Origin of the sequence: Pantoea sp. M_9, from assembly GCF_008631385.1 — a bacterium.
Lineage (GTDB): Bacteria > Pseudomonadota > Gammaproteobacteria > Enterobacterales > Enterobacteriaceae > Pantoea > Pantoea eucrina.
The window spans coordinates 477,340-493,036 of record NZ_VWUF01000001.1; the positions used below are offsets into that span (position 1 = coordinate 477,340).

The 15,697-nt window shown below is 57.6% G+C and carries 16 protein-coding genes and 3 tRNA genes; 7 read left to right on the forward strand and 12 right to left on the reverse strand.

Annotated features, from left to right (window positions below; translation table 11 throughout):
* Positions 1-5 precede the first annotated feature (5 nt).
* The 5 genes from F3I15_RS02210 to F3I15_RS02225 all read right to left on the reverse strand — a co-directional run bounded on the left by F3I15_RS02210 (position 6) and on the right by F3I15_RS02225 (position 2,334).
* Complete coding sequence (locus tag F3I15_RS02210) at positions 6-185, reverse strand: YodC family protein (RefSeq protein WP_039385173.1); 180 nt, start codon at positions 183-185, stop codon at positions 6-8.
* A gap of 177 nt (positions 186-362) precedes the next feature.
* Positions 363-497 carry a hypothetical protein gene (locus F3I15_RS18405; protein WP_255402073.1) on the reverse strand — a complete coding sequence of 45 codons (135 nt, stop codon included), beginning with the start codon at positions 495-497 and terminating at the stop codon, positions 363-365.
* A gap of 91 nt (positions 498-588) precedes the next feature.
* The gene (locus F3I15_RS02215) at positions 589-1,500 is read right to left on the reverse strand and encodes a DUF808 domain-containing protein (RefSeq protein ID WP_150016381.1); all 912 of its coding nucleotides are present in this window, start codon (positions 1,498-1,500) and stop codon (positions 589-591) included.
* A 20-nt stretch (positions 1,501-1,520) separates the two neighbouring features.
* The gene (locus tag F3I15_RS02220; RefSeq protein ID WP_039385177.1) at positions 1,521-1,787 is read right to left on the reverse strand and encodes a hypothetical protein; all 267 of its coding nucleotides are present in this window, start codon (positions 1,785-1,787) and stop codon (positions 1,521-1,523) included.
* Between the two features lie 70 nt (positions 1,788-1,857).
* Positions 1,858-2,334: a very short patch repair endonuclease gene (locus F3I15_RS02225; protein ID WP_150016382.1), complete on the reverse strand. Its 477-nt coding sequence runs from the start codon at positions 2,332-2,334 to the stop codon at positions 1,858-1,860.
* A gap of 165 nt (positions 2,335-2,499) precedes the next feature.
* Between F3I15_RS02225 and dcm the strand changes: the two genes are divergently transcribed.
* Positions 2,500-3,912, forward strand: coding sequence for a DNA (cytosine-5-)-methyltransferase (gene dcm, locus F3I15_RS02230; RefSeq protein ID WP_150016383.1), 1,413 nt, complete (start codon positions 2,500-2,502; stop codon positions 3,910-3,912).
* A 46-nt stretch (positions 3,913-3,958) separates the two neighbouring features.
* Here the strand turns inward: dcm and F3I15_RS02235 are convergent, their stop codons facing one another.
* Positions 3,959-4,213: a hypothetical protein gene (locus tag F3I15_RS02235; protein WP_094111324.1), complete on the reverse strand. Its 255-nt coding sequence runs from the start codon at positions 4,211-4,213 to the stop codon at positions 3,959-3,961.
* A gap of 72 nt (positions 4,214-4,285) precedes the next feature.
* Positions 4,286-4,990 carry a phosphohydrolase gene (locus F3I15_RS02240; protein ID WP_150016384.1) on the reverse strand — a complete coding sequence of 235 codons (705 nt, stop codon included), beginning with the start codon at positions 4,988-4,990 and terminating at the stop codon, positions 4,286-4,288.
* Between the two features lie 584 nt (positions 4,991-5,574).
* Between F3I15_RS02240 and F3I15_RS02245 the strand changes: the two genes are divergently transcribed.
* The 3 genes from F3I15_RS02245 to F3I15_RS02255 all read left to right on the forward strand — a co-directional run bounded on the left by F3I15_RS02245 (position 5,575) and on the right by F3I15_RS02255 (position 7,403).
* Positions 5,575-6,264 (forward strand): hypothetical protein, encoded by a 690-nt coding sequence (locus F3I15_RS02245; RefSeq protein ID WP_150016385.1) that lies wholly within the window; start codon positions 5,575-5,577, stop codon positions 6,262-6,264.
* Positions 6,265-6,447: 183 nt separating this feature from the next.
* The gene (mtfA, locus tag F3I15_RS02250) at positions 6,448-7,224 is read left to right on the forward strand and encodes a DgsA anti-repressor MtfA (protein WP_039385190.1); all 777 of its coding nucleotides are present in this window, start codon (positions 6,448-6,450) and stop codon (positions 7,222-7,224) included.
* Positions 7,225-7,327: 103 nt separating this feature from the next.
* Positions 7,328-7,403, forward strand: a tRNA-Asn gene (locus F3I15_RS02255).
* A 58-nt stretch (positions 7,404-7,461) separates the two neighbouring features.
* Here F3I15_RS02255 and F3I15_RS02260 read toward each other — a convergent pair.
* Entirely contained in the window at positions 7,462-8,319 is an 858-nt protein-coding gene (locus F3I15_RS02260; RefSeq protein WP_150016386.1) for a glucose 1-dehydrogenase, read from the reverse strand.
* 275 nt (positions 8,320-8,594) lie between these two features.
* Between F3I15_RS02260 and F3I15_RS02265 the strand changes: the two genes are divergently transcribed.
* Positions 8,595-8,670: transfer RNA gene (locus tag F3I15_RS02265), tRNA-Asn, on the forward strand.
* Positions 8,671-8,744: 74 nt separating this feature from the next.
* A tRNA-Asn gene (locus tag F3I15_RS02270) sits at positions 8,745-8,820 on the forward strand.
* 62 nt (positions 8,821-8,882) lie between these two features.
* Here the strand turns inward: F3I15_RS02270 and F3I15_RS02275 are convergent.
* Positions 8,883-10,010, reverse strand: coding sequence for a hybrid-cluster NAD(P)-dependent oxidoreductase (locus F3I15_RS02275; RefSeq protein WP_304621809.1), 1,128 nt, complete (start codon positions 10,008-10,010; stop codon positions 8,883-8,885).
* A 366-nt stretch (positions 10,011-10,376) separates the two neighbouring features.
* Between F3I15_RS02275 and F3I15_RS02280 the strand changes: the two genes are divergently transcribed.
* Positions 10,377-11,642, forward strand: coding sequence for an aromatic ring-hydroxylating dioxygenase subunit alpha (locus F3I15_RS02280; RefSeq protein WP_150016387.1), 1,266 nt, complete (start codon positions 10,377-10,379; stop codon positions 11,640-11,642).
* A gap of 68 nt (positions 11,643-11,710) precedes the next feature.
* Here F3I15_RS02280 and F3I15_RS02285 read toward each other — a convergent pair whose 3' ends face one another.
* From F3I15_RS02285 to F3I15_RS02295, 3 genes are read right to left on the reverse strand one after another with little or no spacing between them, the layout of a single operon-like run.
* Positions 11,711-12,502, reverse strand: a complete 792-nt coding sequence (locus F3I15_RS02285) for an electron transfer flavoprotein subunit beta (protein ID WP_150016388.1) — start codon at positions 12,500-12,502, stop codon at positions 11,711-11,713.
* Positions 12,492-13,730: an electron transfer flavoprotein subunit alpha/FixB family protein gene (locus F3I15_RS02290; protein WP_150016389.1), complete on the reverse strand. Its 1,239-nt coding sequence runs from the start codon at positions 13,728-13,730 to the stop codon at positions 12,492-12,494. The genes F3I15_RS02285 and F3I15_RS02290 overlap by 11 nt, the downstream gene beginning before the upstream one ends.
* Positions 13,730-15,688, reverse strand: coding sequence for a (Fe-S)-binding protein (locus F3I15_RS02295; RefSeq protein WP_150016390.1), 1,959 nt, complete (start codon positions 15,686-15,688; stop codon positions 13,730-13,732). The genes F3I15_RS02290 and F3I15_RS02295 overlap by 1 nt, the downstream gene beginning before the upstream one ends.
* Positions 15,689-15,697: the final 9 nt, after the last annotated feature.

The window sequence follows — 15,697 nt, forward strand, 5'->3', positions numbered from 1 at the left end:
CAGATTCAGCTGGCGAGCCGGGATTCCGTCGTCATGTGACTCAGTTCATCACTATGGAATGCTTCGCGGCGCACGCTATAGCCATCATACCAACGACACTCAACCATTCCGCTGGCATAGCCGGTTACCACCATCGTGGGTCCGCCCTGTTTGTGCTGAACTTCATCACTCACTGCAAAGGTCATACCGCGCCCTCCCTTTTACCGTTGATTAAACGCTTAAAGGTATAGCAGCCGGACAGACAATTTGCCTATAGGATAATGTTATTAGTGTGATAAAAGAGGAATAAGCAGTGCAAAATCTGGTTCATAAACAAAGCCGGTAATGTTTATTACCGGCTTTGAAATTTTTAGCTGTGACCGTCAGATTTTGCAGCCTTCGCACTCAGCATCATCACTGAGTTCAGCCGGCACTTCGCTGGCTTTTTCCGCCGCTTTCGCTTCAGCCTGTTCCAGCTGGGCATCGATATCAAATTCAAACATATCGTCGTTCATCATCACTCTCCTGAAAATTAGTGTGCCGCGCGTTATAACGCATTGCCAGAGATAAGCGGTAAGCGGCTTGTGCGCCGCTCGCCGCGCTGGCCTGTTATGCCGATTTACCGCGAACTTTGGCGACGAGGTTAACCACCAGCAGCACAATCGCGCCGACGATAAACCCAAGTACCAGGTTGGCCCCGTTGCTCAGCAGGCCGGAAACCAGACCGTTAAAGCCGCTGCTGTATTCGCTGATAGCGTGGTGCAGCGGCGTGATACCATGCACAATAATGCCGCCGCCCACCAGAAACATCGCCAGCGTGCCGACGACAGTAAGAATTTTCATCAGCCACGGCGCCATCGCCAGCAGAAAACCGCCCACCGCCTGCGCCAGTGAAGAGGACTTTTCCCGCAGCCAGTAGCCGAGGTCATCGATCTTCACAATCATCGCCACAATGCCATAGACACCGATGGTCACCAGAATGGCGATACCGGCGAGGATCAGCACCTGGTTGAGCAGCGGCGCCTCTGAAACGATGCCCAGCGTAATCGCCACGATCTCCGCTGAAAGAATAAAGTCAGTGCGTACCGCACCTTTGACCTTGCTCTTTTCATACGCGCGCGGATCCTGTTTTGCCAGATTGTCGAGTCGCTGCTGACGCGCCTCCGGGCTCTTTTCCTCTTTATCGTGCTGCAGGCTGTGTAACACCTTTTCCACCCCTTCATAGCAGAGGTAGGCACCGCCCAGCATCAATAACGGCGTGATAAGCCAGGGAGCAAACGCTGAAATCACCAGTGCCAGCGGCACCAGGATCAGCTTATTCAGAAATGAGCCCTTCGCAACGCCCCAGACCACCGGCAGTTCGCGATTGGCTTTGACGCCCGTGACCTGCTGCGCATTAAGCGACAAATCGTCGCCCAGCACGCCAGCGGTTTTTTTTGCCGCAACCTTGCCCATGACTGAAATGTCATCCAGCAGCGTTGCGATATCATCCAGAAGCGTAAGTAAACTGGTTCCTGCCAAAATGGTAATCCTTATTCCGGTTAGTGTTCCTGACAACAGGGGCAGCGCTCAACCCACGTCACCGACATGTCGGCGATGCCCTCACAGTCCCATTCAACGCGTAACGTTTTTCCCTGCGTATCCGCTGCGTGCAGATATTTACTCACCGGGCTTTCGGTCATGCCGCTGATCTCTTCGGTGGCAATCAGCCGATCGTCGAGCCAGATGCGTGCCGTGGCCTGTGTCGCCACCAGCCGCTCATCACGCAGCTGATAGAGCCGTCTGACCGTCAGTTTAATACTGCTCATGGTAGTGCTCCGCGTCCCAGAGAAAAACGTGATCTAAACGGTTATTGCCGCGAAAAGCAATCATCGCCGGCTAGAGCGGCTGGTAATGATGCAGTCCCTGATGATCCAGCTCCGCGCTCTGCCCGGCGGCCAGCAGCCACTCCTCAAGGCGCTCAATCAGCTGATTGTCATCCAGCCGCAGCTTACCGCGCAGCGCGCACTCCCAGACTATCAGTACCTTCCAGCCGGTCTCCTGCAGCTGCTGCACATAGCGCCGGTCACGCTCAACGTTGCTGTTGATTTTGCCGTTCCAGAAGCCGGTGCGCGTGGCGGGCATTTTAAACAGATAGCAGTGATGACGATGCCAGAAACAGCCGTGCACAAAGATGATTGCCTGCTGCTCAGGCAGCACGAAATCGGGCCGCCCCGGCAGCGCTTTATCCTGCACGCGAAAGCTGAAGCCGCGATCTTTCAATATCGCGGCCACGCGCTGTTCAATCGCCGTATCCTGATTGCGGATCGCGCGCATATTTTTACTGCGGATCTCTTGTGAGTGAACGTCAGCCATGCCGTTTCCTTTTCCTGCGGGCCTATTCAACTTTAGCGTTTTACGGCAAAAGCGAAAGCGGCAGCGTAAAAGAGTGCGGCACGGCACGCAGCGCGACACGACACGCTAATTTCAACCCTGCCAGATGAGTGGTAGCATAGCCGCTCAACTGTTAAGGAAAAACGCATGCTCGTTCCCGATCCCGCCGCACCGGCTACCCCCTCTTCGTTAACCGCTGCGCAGGATGATTTAGCGCTGTTACTGCAGGTACTGGATATCTACGCGGCGCGCGATGTGATGCAGACCCTCAACGCCGCCGGCACAGGCCACTGGAGCGTGGCGAAGCTGAACCGTCTGCGCAGTGGCAAAGCCGCGTCGGTAATGCTTCTCCCGTCTGAGATCGCCAGCCTGCGCGCCCTGCTGCCATCACGACCGGCCCACTATGAGAGGCCCGCCTTTCAGTTTATCGATCTCTTTGCCGGTATCGGCGGCATCCGGCGCGGCTTTGAGCAGGCCGGCGGCGAGTGCGTTTTTACCAGCGAATGGAATAAAGAGGCGATCCGCACCTATAAAGCGAACCACTATTGCGATCCGCTGCGCCACCGGTTCAATACCGATATTCGTCTCGTCACGCAGCCAGCCGGCCTCACTGAGGAGGCGGCTATCTATCAGCATATCGATCGCGCTATCCCCGATCACCAGGTGCTGCTGGCCGGCTTTCCCTGTCAGCCTTTTTCACTGGCGGGCGTCAGTAAAAAGAACGCGCTCGGTCGGGCGCACGGCTTTGAGTGTGAGGCGCAGGGCACGCTGTTTTTTGACGTGGCGCGCATTCTCGCGGCTAAAAAGCCCGCGTTTTTTGTGCTGGAAAATGTCAAAAATCTGAAGAGCCACGATAAGGGCCGCACCTTCGCCATTATTATGGCAACGCTGGATGAGCTGGGTTATGACGTGGCGGATGCGGATGATAAAGGCACACCGGACGCCAAAGTGATCGACGCGCGCTATTTTCTGCCGCAGCACCGTGAACGCATTGTGCTGGTCGGCATCCGGCGCGATAGCGGCGTTAAGCAGCCCTTTTCACTGCGCGCGTTGCCGGCGCTCTATCCGCCGCAGGTGCCGCCACTGCAGAGTTTGCTGGACGCAGAGCCGGGTGAAAAATATACCCTGTCGCCCACGCTCTGGCACTACCTCTATCGCTATGCGCAAAAGCACAAGGCGAAAGGCAACGGCTTTGGCTTTGGCCTGAACGATCCGCAGAACCTGCACTGCTGCGTGCGCACGCTTTCAGCGCGCTACTATAAAGATGGCTCAGAGATCCTGATTGACCGCGGCTGGGATCGCGCGCTGGGTGAACAGAACTTTACCGCCGCTGAGAACATGGCGCGGCGACCGCGCCGGCTGAGTCCGCGCGAGTGCGCGCGCCTGATGGGGTTTGAAGCGCCGGGTGAAGCGCAATTTCGCATTCCGGTTTCTGATACCCAGGCCTATCGTCAGTTTGGCAATTCCGTGGTGGTGCCGGTATTCGCTGCGGTCGCGAAATTGCTGCTGCCGCTGATTGAACACTACAGGCTGAACGCGCCAGAGCAGGCTAATAGCTGATCGCGCATAAGAAATAGCTCACCCGCCGGGCGGCGGGTGGCAGAGACTACTTCTTCTTCTTGCTCTTTTTCAGTAGCGCACGGATCTGACGCAGTTCCGTAGCGCTTAACCGATCGTCCGGCGTCTCATCGGAGTGCAGATTATCTACCGCCGTCTCCTGCTGCGGGGCACTCTGCAGGCTCGCCTGCAGCCGGTTAACAATCTCCTGACTCATTGAAAGCTGATTGTCAGCGGCAAGCTGCTTAATCTCCTCTTTCAGTGCCGGATCAATTTTAATCGTAATGTTCACGGTTTCAGTCATTTCCACACTCCCTGCTATTTTTTTCACAAACGTAGCGGAAGATAATGCGAGTTAACAGCCTGTCATAAAAATTTAATATTCCTGTAACGTGCAGCAGAAGTCGCGCAGCACGGATTCATCAACCCCTGCCAGATTCCCCTGCAGTTCAGCGCAGAGTTTAGCCATATAGTGCACCAGAAAATCGGCGTTATATTCAGCCAGACGACGTCCTGCGGCCGTTTGCATGGTTTCAGGCAGGCGCAGCAGCTTTTTCTGAAAGTGATCCAGCGTCCACTTCACATCGTCGAGTTCGCGATCGCGACCTAATGGATCGTCACTGTCAAACAGCGGCCGGCCCAGTGCGCCAGCCGTGTAGAACACGCGTGCCAGTCCGATAGCCCCCAGCGACTCCAGACGATCGGCATCCTGCACAATTTTTGCTTCTGCAGTCAGCGGCGTAATGGCAGCACTGAAACTGTGCGCCTGCACCGCGTGCGCAACGCTATCTATAAGTTCAGCGGGAAAATCGGGAAAATCCTGCTGCAGAATGCGGCGCGTCTCTTCAGCGGCAAACGTAGAGGCGAGATGACGCTGGGGATGATTCTTCGGCAGATTCACCACGTCATGGAAATAGCTGGCGGTCAGCACCACCATGGCATCTGCAGGCGTCTCCTGCATGATACGTGCCGCGCTCATCCAGACCCGGCGCAGATGCCCCACGTCGTGCGCCTTATCGTCATGCTGCCAGTTCAGCCGCAGCCAGTGTTCATAACGTTGTTGCCAGTGTGTAATGGACATGATGCTTCTCCTGTTATGACATGTGATGCGCGGCGGGAGCTCTTCAGACTCAGCCCTATCTTAGCGGGCAGGTCATGACACTTTTCTTACAGCATTTTTAGTGTGAGAGGGAAAAATCTGCGATCCTGATCATGTTATAGCGTTGTTAAGCCCGCTTTCCCAGTAGCCTTTTTGTTTTCAGCTTTTCCTTATGCCGTCCGGCTGCAACCAAATTTAGTTAACATAGTTTATGTGTCGCGCTTAACTGCGATGCCAGCGCGCGGTTAACTTAAGCCTCCAGCCCTCGCTGACAGATAGCCAGTGATTAGCGGAGAAAAAGGTGAAATAGTCTGAAAATATTTCTATTTTGGCCGTTATAACGTACTGTATAGGGGAAATTTCCGCATTTCGCCGGCAAGTTGAGCGATCTGCACCCCACTTTTTGCCTGGATGTTTTTTTAATACCGGAACAGGAAGAGAACGCCTGATTATCAGGAGACAAATTATTAAGCAAATTTGTTTGAAACCTTTATGCTAAGGGTCTCGTCCTGTACAGGATGTAACGTCAACGCTTTCCGGGTTCGTGATATAACAAGAGGTAAAAAATGAAAGAACGGCCGATTCTTTTTTCCGAACAGCGGGTTCGCGCCCTGCTGGTTGGCCAGCAAACACAGACCCGACGCATTATGAAAACGCAGGCATTTGGTCCAGGACAGGACCACCATGAAGGCGTTCATGCGTTTGATGTCAGTGCGAATCATCTCCACGGCTACAAACTGATGTCGATGTCCGATATCAGCGCGCACTGTCCGTTCGGGCAGGTTGGCGATCGCCTGTGGGTGCGTGAAACCTGGCGCGGCCCGATTGTGCCGGAGGCGCAGCTGGCAGAGTACGATCGCGATCCCCAGCTGTTTCGCCATCCCGACTTCTGCCAGTATCGTGCTGACAGCAACGAGTTTGGTCAGCTGGAGGACGATCTGCAGGACGCGGAGCAGTTTGGCTGGCAGACGGCCATTCATATGCCGCGCTGGGCAAGCCGCATCGATCTGACCATCACCGCGATCCGGGCTGAAAAAATCCAGGATATCAGCGAGGATGACATCATGGCAGAGGGCGTCCAGACGGACTCGCACTTCCTGAACAACTTCTTTACCATGAATATGAATTCAGAGTCGCCTAAAGAGGCTTACCGCAAGGCGTGGCAAAAGCAGTATGGCGCGACCAGCTGGGAGGTTAACCCCTGGGTCTGGGTCATTGAATTTGAACGCGCTGCACGCGAAAGCCGACCGCTCTGAGCATGCGCCCGCGCCTCTTCTTTTCGCCGGAAGAGGCGCTTACGCCCCGCCCCGCTTATTTTTGCTTTTCACTTTGCAAGCGCAATCACAGACACCGTCCCGGCTAACAGGTTGAATAACAGGTTTGACGTCTGGCACATTCTGTCCCGTCGGCACTCCTTTTCTCCTTCTACAGGCGCTGCGATGTTTAAATGGTCCCGGAACGCGCATAAATCCGATGCTGTCGCTGAACTGCCCTGGACGCAGGCGCTGCGGCAGCCTGTGTTTTCTCTGCTTAATCATGATGAACATGCCGTTCTGATCGGCATGGCGCAGCGCTTTCTGCAGCAGAAAAAATTTGTCCTGCTGCAGGGCACTGAACTGGATGCGCTGCACAGCGCCCGTCTGGCGCTGCTGTTTTGCCTGCCGGTGCTGAAGCTGGGCGTGGAGTGGCTGGATGGTTTTCACGACGTGCTTATCTATCCTGAACCCTTTGCGGTTGATGACCGCTGGGAAGATGAGAGCGGGCTGGTGCATCAGGCGCCCGCTGTACACGCCGGGCAGAGCTGGACGCAGGGGCCGGTGGTGCTCAACGCGCTGGATATTTCCGACGCGTTCGATCTCTCAGGCTATAACCTGGTGATCCATGAAGTAGCACATAAGCTGGACGCGCGCGGCAGCGGCTACACCAGCGGCATCCCCGCTATTCCGCTGCGCGAGGTCGCTGGCTGGGAGAAAGATTTGCTGCAGGTGATGCAGGAGATTGACGATGAAGTGGCGCTCGCGGGTGAAGAGGCCGCGACCTTTGATCCTTACGCAGCCAGCGATCCGGCCGAATGTTTTGCTGTGCTCTCAGAGTATTTTTTCACTGCGCCCGACCTGCTCCTTCAGCGCTTTCCGGCGATGTATCGTCACCTGCAGCTGTTTTACCGTCAGGATCCTGCTGCCCGGCTTGCGACGCTGGCGGCGGAATCTGCCTGATCTCTGTGCGGGCTGTATCTTTGCTAGCCAGTTGAATGCAATTGTGTTTTAAGCTGTTGACAGGCTCGTCCGGGGCCACTACTATTCGCCTCGTTCACACGATTCCTCTGTAGTTCAGTCGGTAGAACGGCGGACTGTTAATCCGTATGTCACTGGTTCGAGTCCAGTCAGAGGAGCCAGAATCTGAAAAGCCCGCTCAGGAAAACCTGAGCGGGCTTTTTGCTGTCTGCGCCGGCGTTAAATCACCGCCACCCCGCCGGTTACGGCAATGGTTGCCCCTGAGATATAGCTGGCTTCATCGCTGGCCAGCATGACATAAGAAGAGGCCAGCTCAGCAGGCTGCCCCATACGCTGCAGCGGCACCTGGCTGCCAAAACTTTCGACCTGCTGCGGCGGCATGGTTGCCGGGATCAGCGGCGTCCAGATAGGTCCCGGTGCGACTGCATTGGCACGAATGCCCTTATCCGCCAGCAGCGCGGCAAGGCTGCCGGAAAAGTTAATGATGGCGGCTTTCGTCGCCGAGTAGGCAATCAGTTTCGGTTTAGGCTGATCGGCGTTGACTGACGCGGTGTTAATAATGGAGCCGCCGGCTGGCATATGCGGTACCGCGGCTTTGCAGATGTAAAACATCGCATAGAGATTGGTTTTCATCGTGCGGTCAAACTCATCATCATCAATCTCATCCAGCGAGTCGCGCGTCATCTGGAAAGCGGCGTTGTTGACCACAATATCAATTTTGCCAAAACGCTCCGCCGTCTGCGCCACGATGCTGCGGCAGTGCTCCGCCTGCATGATATCACCCGCAATCAGCAGCGCCTGCTGCCCGACGGCTTCCACCAGCTGCGCGGTATCTTTTGCATCTTCATGTTCATCCAGGTAGGAGATGACCACGTCGGCGCCTTCACGGGCGTAAGCGATGGCCACTGCGCGGCCAATACCGGAGTCGCCGCCGGTGATAATCGCGGTTTTGCCTTTCAGCCGCCCGCTGCCCTGATAGCTGGTTTCGCCGTGATCGGGCACCGGCTGCATCTCGCGAAAGCTGCCGGGCCACTGCTGCTGCTGCGCCTGTTGCGGATTTTCTGGACGATCGGTCATAACGCGCTCCTTTTTCAGCGAAGAAGTAATCTGGCTCAGGTGAACAGCATCAAGTGTAGCAGTCATAACCAGAATGCAAGGCGGAGTGATAAGCGTAACGGCTTGAGAGATAAGCCTATTTCTGCGCAAAATCCGGTCTTTTACAGGACATCAGGTGGTGGCAGATGCTGACAAAATCAGCAGGTTGCTGCAGGAAGCAGCAAACAACCGCCGGGCGCTAAATCACGTTTTGACAGCCGCAGAAGAGTTGATTATTATGCGCGCCGAAACACAATTCCTCTGTAGTTCAGTCGGTAGAACGGCGGACTGTTAATCCGTATGTCACTGGTTCGAGTCCAGTCAGAGGAGCCAGATTAAAAAAGCCAGATGTCAGCTGACATCTGGCTTTTTGCTTTCCGGCGGTGCGCGGCGGGTCAGNACACAATTCCTCTGTAGTTCAGTCGGTAGAACGGCGGACTGTTAATCCGTATGTCACTGGTTCGAGTCCAGTCAGAGGAGCCAGATTAAAAAAGCCAGATGTCAGCTGACATCTGGCTTTTTGCTTTCCGGCGGTGCGCGGCGGGTCAGAATTCCACGACCACATTGCCTTTCGGTACGCTGCAGCAGGAGAGGATATAGCCCTCTTCGGCATCCTCGTCGGTAATGCCGCCGTTATGGTTCATCTCAACCTCACCTTCCAGGCATTTCACCTTGCAGGTGCCGCAGATCCCCATGCCGCACGCTTTCGGTATATGCAGGCCCAGCTTGGCAGCGGCGGCGTGAACGGTTTCACCCGGCGCAATTTTCACACTCTTATCACTCTGCGTAAACGCCACGGTCAACAGCTCGGAGCTGCAGAGCGCATCGGCCAGCTCGGCCGCCTCTTCCGCCTCCTGCACCACCTGCTCCTGTACCACCTCCGGCGTGGCACCAAACGACTCTTCATGGTAATGCGCCATATCGTAGCCGACGTTTTCCAGAATCGCTTTCACCGCGCGCATATAGGGCGTCGGTCCGCAGCAGAAAATCTCCCGCTCCATAAAATCAGGCGCGATCATCTGCAGCATGGCGTGATTCAGAAAGCCGCGAAAACCTGCCCAGTACTGTCCCGATTCGTAGCGTTCGCAGATGATGCTCAGTTTGAAGTTGGGAATACGCGCCGTCATATTTTCCAGATCGCGGCGGAAAATAATATCTTCCGGCGTGCGTGCGCTGTGCACAAACACCATGTCCACATCGGCGTTGGTGTCAAAATACCAGCGCGCCATCGACATCATTGGCGTAATGCCAACGCCGCCGGAGAGAAACAGCGCCTTATCGCCGGGATAATCGATGCAGTTAAACTGCCCTACCGGGCCGTGTACCGCCAGATCCATGCCTTCACGCATATTCGCGTGCAGCCAGTTAGATACCACGCCGCCCGGCACCTGTTTTACCGTGATCGAAAAGCTATACGGCACGGAGGGAGAGCTGGAGATGGTGTAGGAGCGAAACACGGTCTGATCCTCAATTGTCAGCTCCAGCGTGACAAACTGCCCCGGCTTAAAGAAGAACATCACCGGCTGCTCCGCCATAAAGCAGAAGGTTTTAACGTCCCAGGTTTCCTGTATGACCTTAACGCACCGCACTGCATGACGGCCGTTGGTCCAGGTCTGCGTGGTGACAGGCTCAAAAGCATTGGTATTCAGTACCGTGATATTTCTCTCTGTCATACATTTCATTCCCGTCAGGATTGGAGTGATCAATTGCCTGTATCGACGCATGGATAACCACAGGCTTTTGAGCCAGAAACTGCGATTCTCCGTGTAACCCCGGGACAGCATTTAGTTATGCGCGACACGGAAATGCCTGAAAAAACCACATCCGCAGGAAATTCTGCACGCGCGTCTTTAATAGAGGGGATTTATGTCGCTGGCAGAACATTGACGGGCGCCGGACCGGTGCAGCATGGATTGCATCTGTAATCCGTAGCGATCTTATGGGCTTCCGGTAACGCGGAAGTCCGGTTTTGTTGATATCCGGCTGCGCCTGTCGGGCGCGAACCACTCCCTTTTCAACCGCGCGAGAAGAGCAACATTATGAGCCACAACGATCTGCTGAATATCACCTGTACAAGCCTTGTCGATGCGAGCGATCGCATGCAGGATCTGCTCGAAAAACGCCAGCCCAACTATTCGCTGCCGCAGGCGCTCTATAATGACCCGACTCTGTTTCGCATTGATATGGAGGAGGTATTTCAGAAAGAGTGGCTGTTTGCCGGCATGAGCAGCGAAATCCCGAAAAAGGGCGACTACTTCACGCTTGAGGTCGGACAGAACCCGGTGCTGGTTCTGCGCGATGCAGAGGGCAACATCAACGCGTTTCACAACACCTGTCGCCATCGCGGCTCGCGCCTCTGCTCAAAGGAGCGCGGCAAGGTGGCCAATCTGGTCTGTCCCTACCACCAGTGGACGTACGATTTAAAAGGCAACCTGCTCTTCGCCGGTTCAGAGATGAATCAGTCATTTGACATGAAGCAGCACGGCCTGAAAAAAGCGCACTGTAAAACCGCCGGCGGGTTTATCTTTATCTGCCTGGCAGAGACGCCGCCGGAGTCTGACTTCGATGAATTTCTGGCCACGCTGGCGGAGTATATGGAGCCCTATGATGTGGACAACACCAAGCTGGCGGCAGAGTCCCATATGTATGAAAAAGCCAACTGGAAGCTGGTGCTGGAGAATAACCGCGAGTGCTACCACTGCGCCGGCAGCCATCCGGAACTGCTGAACAGCCTGCTGGAGTGGGATGACACCAACGATCCGCGCGCGCCGCAGAGTTTCCATGACTACTACAACAAGCAGGCGGCGCTGTGGGATGAGCAGGGTATTCCGCATCGCCATCAGAGCTTTGGTCTGCGCAACCGCATTGTGCGTATGCCGCTGAAAGAGGGCACTAAAGTCATGACCATTGATGGTCGTGAGGGATGCACCCGGCTGCTGGGCCGTTTTACCAGCCACTATCAGGGATCGATGCGTATTCTGCACCTGCCTAACTCATGGAACCATATGCAAAGCGATCACTTTATCGTGTTCCGCGTGCTGCCAATCTCCGCGCAGGAGACGATGGTAACGACAAAATGGTTTGTGCATAAAGACGCGGTCGCCGGTGTCGATTACGATCCGGAGCGTCTGCGCACCGTCTGGGACGCCACCAATGAGCAGGATCGCGTTCTGGGCGAAGAGAACCAGCGCGGCATCAACTCCATTGGTTATCAGCCAGGCCCCTATTCTGAAACTTATGAGTTTGGCGTGATTAACTTTATCGACTGGTACAGCGAAACCGTGCTTAAAAACGTAAAAGGCTGACCTGATAACAGAAAACCCGGCTGGCGTCGTTAACCGCCAGCCGGGTTTTTTATTTTTCAGGCGCGCCGCTAGCGAATCACGCCCTCCTCCAGCAGCAGATCAAAAACCGCCTGCGCCATCTCATTCACCGGCTTATTCTGCAGCACTTTGCCACCTTCGCTCTGTGACTTCGCCGTGGCCGCTTTAAAGCGATCCGCCGCCGTTTTCGCTTTCACTTTTTTCAGCCGCTTCGGCCGCTTACGCGCCGGCGCTATCTCCCAGGCTGCCATCGCTGTATCCGGCACGTCCACGCCCGCAGCGGTGGTGATCTCTGCCCGGTTTGCCGGGCCAAACGCGCTCTGGCGCGGCGCGGCGGCGGCCATGTCCACGCTGGCGATAAACGGCAGCGCCACGCGCAGCAGACGCCGCTGACCGCGCGGCAGCGCCTGCAGCACTTCAGCGTCGGTGCCGTTCAGGCTGACAATCTCCGCCACGCCGACCACTACCGGGATCTCCAGCGCTTCTGCCAGCAGAAAAGGCAGCATACCGGATGACTCGCCGCGCTCCGCCCGGCCGCCGGTGAGGATCACATCCGGGTGATCCTGCTTAAGATAGTGACTCAGCACCGCCACCGCATCGCCCTGCTCTGTCATCGGCAGCACGCGCAGCGTCCTGACACCCATGCCCGCGTAGCTGCGCAGCGCCGCATTGTGCGGATCGCCGGCGTGAAGAAGCTCCAGATCGCCGGAAGCCAGCGCCAGCCCCATCTCTACCGCACGCGCATCCTGCCCGGCGCGGCGCGCCCTGCCCGAGTCGGGATGGAGTCCGACGGATATCAGCGCCGTAATGCGGCAGCCGCTGTGGTGTGCTTTATGCTGCATGGTTAAGCTCCTTATTACGCCAGGCGCGCGCCAGGCGCGCCAGTTCAGCGAGGATCGCATCGCTGTCGCCAATCACGCTCAGCGACGCGCGGCTGACCATATCGCAGCCGGGATCGGTATTAATGGCGATAACCCGGTCGCACTGCGCAATCCCCTGCAGATGCTGCACCGCGCCGGAGATGCCCACTGCAAGATAGACCCGCGCCGTCACCCAGGTGCCGGTAGCGCCCACCTGCCGGAAACGCGGCATATGGCCATTATCCACGGCCACGCGGCTGGCGCCTTCGGTCGCCCCCAGAAGCTCTGCGGTAGCGTGAAACTGCGCCCAGTCGCCGACGCCGTTACCGGCAGACAGAATAAACTCCGCCTCGCCCAGCGGCACCGCCGCCGGATCGACCGGCATCAGTCCGCAGTCGGTAATGCGCGCAACGCCAATGCTTCGCAGCCCGACGCTCACCGGCAGCACTTCATGGCGGGTCTCATCCACCGGATCGGCGCACTCTGCGGTCAGCAGCATGACGCGCGCAACCGGACGCGTAATATCGGCGCTGCCGCCCGCCGCCCGGCTGATGCAGCTGTCGCCCTCTATGCGCCATACCTGCGTGGCGGGTCGCTCCCCGCAGCGTGCGGCAAAGCGACAGCCCAGTTCAAAGCCGGCGGCAACACTGTCCGGAAACAGCCAGAAGCGCGGTGCCAGTTCGTTTTCTGCCGCCATCAGCGCATGGATGCGCTGCTCCGGACTGTAACCCTCATAGCGATCGCCGCTGAAATGGAGCAGCCGGTCAGCGCCTGCGGTGGCAAAGCTCTCTTCCCGATGCTCACCAAATACCACGGCCATGACCACACCTGCACCGCCGGCATCACGCACCAGCTGATGCGCCTGGCCCAGCACGTCGCGATCGTGGCTGGTCAGGCGGCCGCCGGTCATATCCAGTACCGCCGCCACGCAGTACTCTAGCTGCGCCACGCGGTGCAGCGGCAGCTCAGCGACGTGCGGCGTGCCGGCGCTGCGCCGGCCGGAGAGCTGGGAAAACGCGTTGACGTTCTCACGATCGATGCGCTTCAGTCCGTTTGGCCCGGTAAAGCCGACGGCGTGCGGATTTTTACGCAGCAGCCCGGACGGGCCACGGCTCTCCTGCATCGGCTGCATCAGCTCTGCATGCTGCGGATGCAGCCGGTTGCGGGCAATCCACTCAAGACGCGGATCGCGGCGTACAGGGGTTTCCATCAGATCACCTCCACAGCAATTTGGCGCTCGCGCAGCTTCGCCGGCAGCGGTTTTTTCGGTTCGCTGAGGGCTTCCGCCACCAGTTCAGCAATATCTTTGACCTCCGGACGCGGCCCGACAACACCTTCCAGCATCGCGGTACACTGCTGGCAGCCAACGGCAATCAGCTCTGCACCAGTCTGTTTGGCATCCTCCATCCGCATGTCAGCGATACGCCGCTCCCCCGGAATATCCGTAATCGGCGCACCGCCGCCGCCGCCGCAGCAGCGTGAGCGAAAACCGGAGCGGTCCATTTCGCTGAGTTTGATCCCCAGCTCCGCCAGCAGCTCACGCGGTGATGCATATTCACCGTTGTAGCGGCCGAGGTAGCAGGGGTCATGCCAGGTTACGCTGCCGCCTTTGTAATCTTTCAGATCCAGCAGCTGCGCCTTAACCAGCTCATTAATGAAGGTGGTGTGATGCAGCACCTCATAGTCGGGCTGCGTGCCTGCCGGATAAAAATCGGGATACTCATTTTTCAGACAGTGAAAGGCGTGCGGATCGGTGGTTACGATGCGGTTAAAGCGATAGTGTTGCAGCGTGGCGATATTGCTGCGCGCCAGCCGCTGAAACGTGGCGTCATCGCCCAGGCGTCGCGCAACGTCTCCGCTATCGAGCTCCTCATCGCCCAGCACCGCAAAATTCACGCCGGCGGCCCTGAGCACTTTGACAAACGCCCGCAGAATACGCTGACTGCGCATATCAAACGCCCCGTCGGAGACCCAGAACAGCACGTCGGCCTGCCCGACATCCCGCATCAGCGGCAGGTTCTGATCGGCTGACCAGTGCGTGCGGCTGCGCGGATTAAAGCCGCCAGGGTTATCCGTCTGGCTGAGGTTATCCAGCACCTCTGCGCCCTTGCCGGGCGTTTGCCCCTTCTCCAGCGTCATAAAGCGGCGCATGTCCACAATCGCGTCGACATGCTCAATCATCATCGGACACTCCTCCACGCAGGCGCGACAGGTGGTGCAGGACCAGAGCGTCTCTTCTTTAATGAGACCGCCGACAATCGGCTGATGCGGCGCTCCGCACGCTTCTCCCACCGGCACGCCCGGATAAGGGCTGCCGGCAAAGCGTGCGTCGCTGCCGCCCGCCATTCCGATGACCATATCCTGAATCAGCTTTTTGGGATTGAGCGGCTGACCCGCCGCAAACGCCGGGCACATCGCTTCACACTTGCCGCACTGCACGCAGGCGTCAAAGCCCAGCAGCTGGTTCCATTTGAAATCGGCCGGTTTTTCGACGCCAAGCTTTGAGGCAGCCAGATCCACCGGCTTCAGGCCCACAGAGCGGCCGCCGCCAAAGCGGGCCGGACGGCGATGAAAGGCAAGATGCAGCGCGCCGGCGAACGCGTGTTTCATCGGCCCGCCCCACGCCATGCCAAACACCATCTCGCCCAGCCCCCAGCAGATCCCTGCCAGCAGCAGTGCCGCCATCACCCAGCGTCCCGCTTCGCCAAACAGATCGGAGACCGGCAGCGTGGTGATAAAGAACGTTGCCGCAAAGACCAGCAGGCTCTTTGGCAGCCGCATCCACGGCCCGCGTGACAGACGGGCTGGCGGATTGCGACGGCGATACCAGATAAACAGCGCGCCGCTGAACATCACCAGCAGCGCGCCCGCCAGCACGCCATCCACCAGCGTGCCGCTGACGCCCGCCAGGTGAACCACGAGGATCAGCAGCATCGACAGCACAAAGCCGCCGGCGGTGGCCACATGGCTGCGCGACATATATTTATCGCGTGCCACTACGTGATGCAGGTCAACCAGATAGCGGCGGGGCATCGCCATCAGGCCGCTCAGCAGGGCAACCTGTTCCGGTTGTCCGCGCCGCCAGAGCAGGACGCGCCTGACCATACCCACGATGGCCAGAATCACCGCGCCAAGAAGTAACCAGGGGAGTATCCGATCAAGTACCATGATGTGCCC

Excerpts from the sequence above, each read along its gene's own strand:
- F3I15_RS02260 (WP_150016386.1), bottom strand. The coding sequence starts at position 8,319 with ATGACCGATCGTCCAGAAAATCCGCAACAGGCGCAGCAGCAGCAGTGG.
- F3I15_RS02245 (WP_150016385.1), top strand. The coding sequence starts at position 5,575 with ATGAAAGAACGGCCGATTCTTTTTTCCGAACAGCGGGTTCGCGCCCTG.
- F3I15_RS02235 (WP_094111324.1), bottom strand. The coding sequence starts at position 4,213 with ATGACTGAAACCGTGAACATTACGATTAAAATTGATCCGGCACTGAAA.
- mtfA (WP_039385190.1), top strand. The coding sequence starts at position 6,448 with ATGTTTAAATGGTCCCGGAACGCGCATAAATCCGATGCTGTCGCTGAA.
- F3I15_RS02275 (WP_304621809.1), bottom strand. The coding sequence starts at position 10,010 with ATGACAGAGAGAAATATCACGGTACTGAATACCAATGCTTTTGAGCCT.
- F3I15_RS02295 (WP_150016390.1), bottom strand. The coding sequence starts at position 15,688 with ATGGTACTTGATCGGATACTCCCCTGGTTACTTCTTGGCGCGGTGATT.
- F3I15_RS02210 (WP_039385173.1), bottom strand. The coding sequence starts at position 185 with ATGACCTTTGCAGTGAGTGATGAAGTTCAGCACAAACAGGGCGGACCC.
- dcm (WP_150016383.1), top strand. The coding sequence starts at position 2,500 with ATGCTCGTTCCCGATCCCGCCGCACCGGCTACCCCCTCTTCGTTAACC.
- F3I15_RS02225 (WP_150016382.1), bottom strand. The coding sequence starts at position 2,334 with ATGGCTGACGTTCACTCACAAGAGATCCGCAGTAAAAATATGCGCGCG.
- F3I15_RS02290 (WP_150016389.1), bottom strand. The coding sequence starts at position 13,730 with ATGGAAACCCCTGTACGCCGCGATCCGCGTCTTGAGTGGATTGCCCGC.
- F3I15_RS02285 (WP_150016388.1), bottom strand. The coding sequence starts at position 12,502 with ATGCAGCATAAAGCACACCACAGCGGCTGCCGCATTACGGCGCTGATA.
- F3I15_RS18405 (WP_255402073.1), bottom strand. The coding sequence starts at position 497 with ATGATGAACGACGATATGTTTGAATTTGATATCGATGCCCAGCTGGAA.
- F3I15_RS02220 (WP_039385177.1), bottom strand. The coding sequence starts at position 1,787 with ATGAGCAGTATTAAACTGACGGTCAGACGGCTCTATCAGCTGCGTGAT.
- F3I15_RS02280 (WP_150016387.1), top strand. The coding sequence starts at position 10,377 with ATGAGCCACAACGATCTGCTGAATATCACCTGTACAAGCCTTGTCGAT.
- F3I15_RS02240 (WP_150016384.1), bottom strand. The coding sequence starts at position 4,990 with ATGTCCATTACACACTGGCAACAACGTTATGAACACTGGCTGCGGCTG.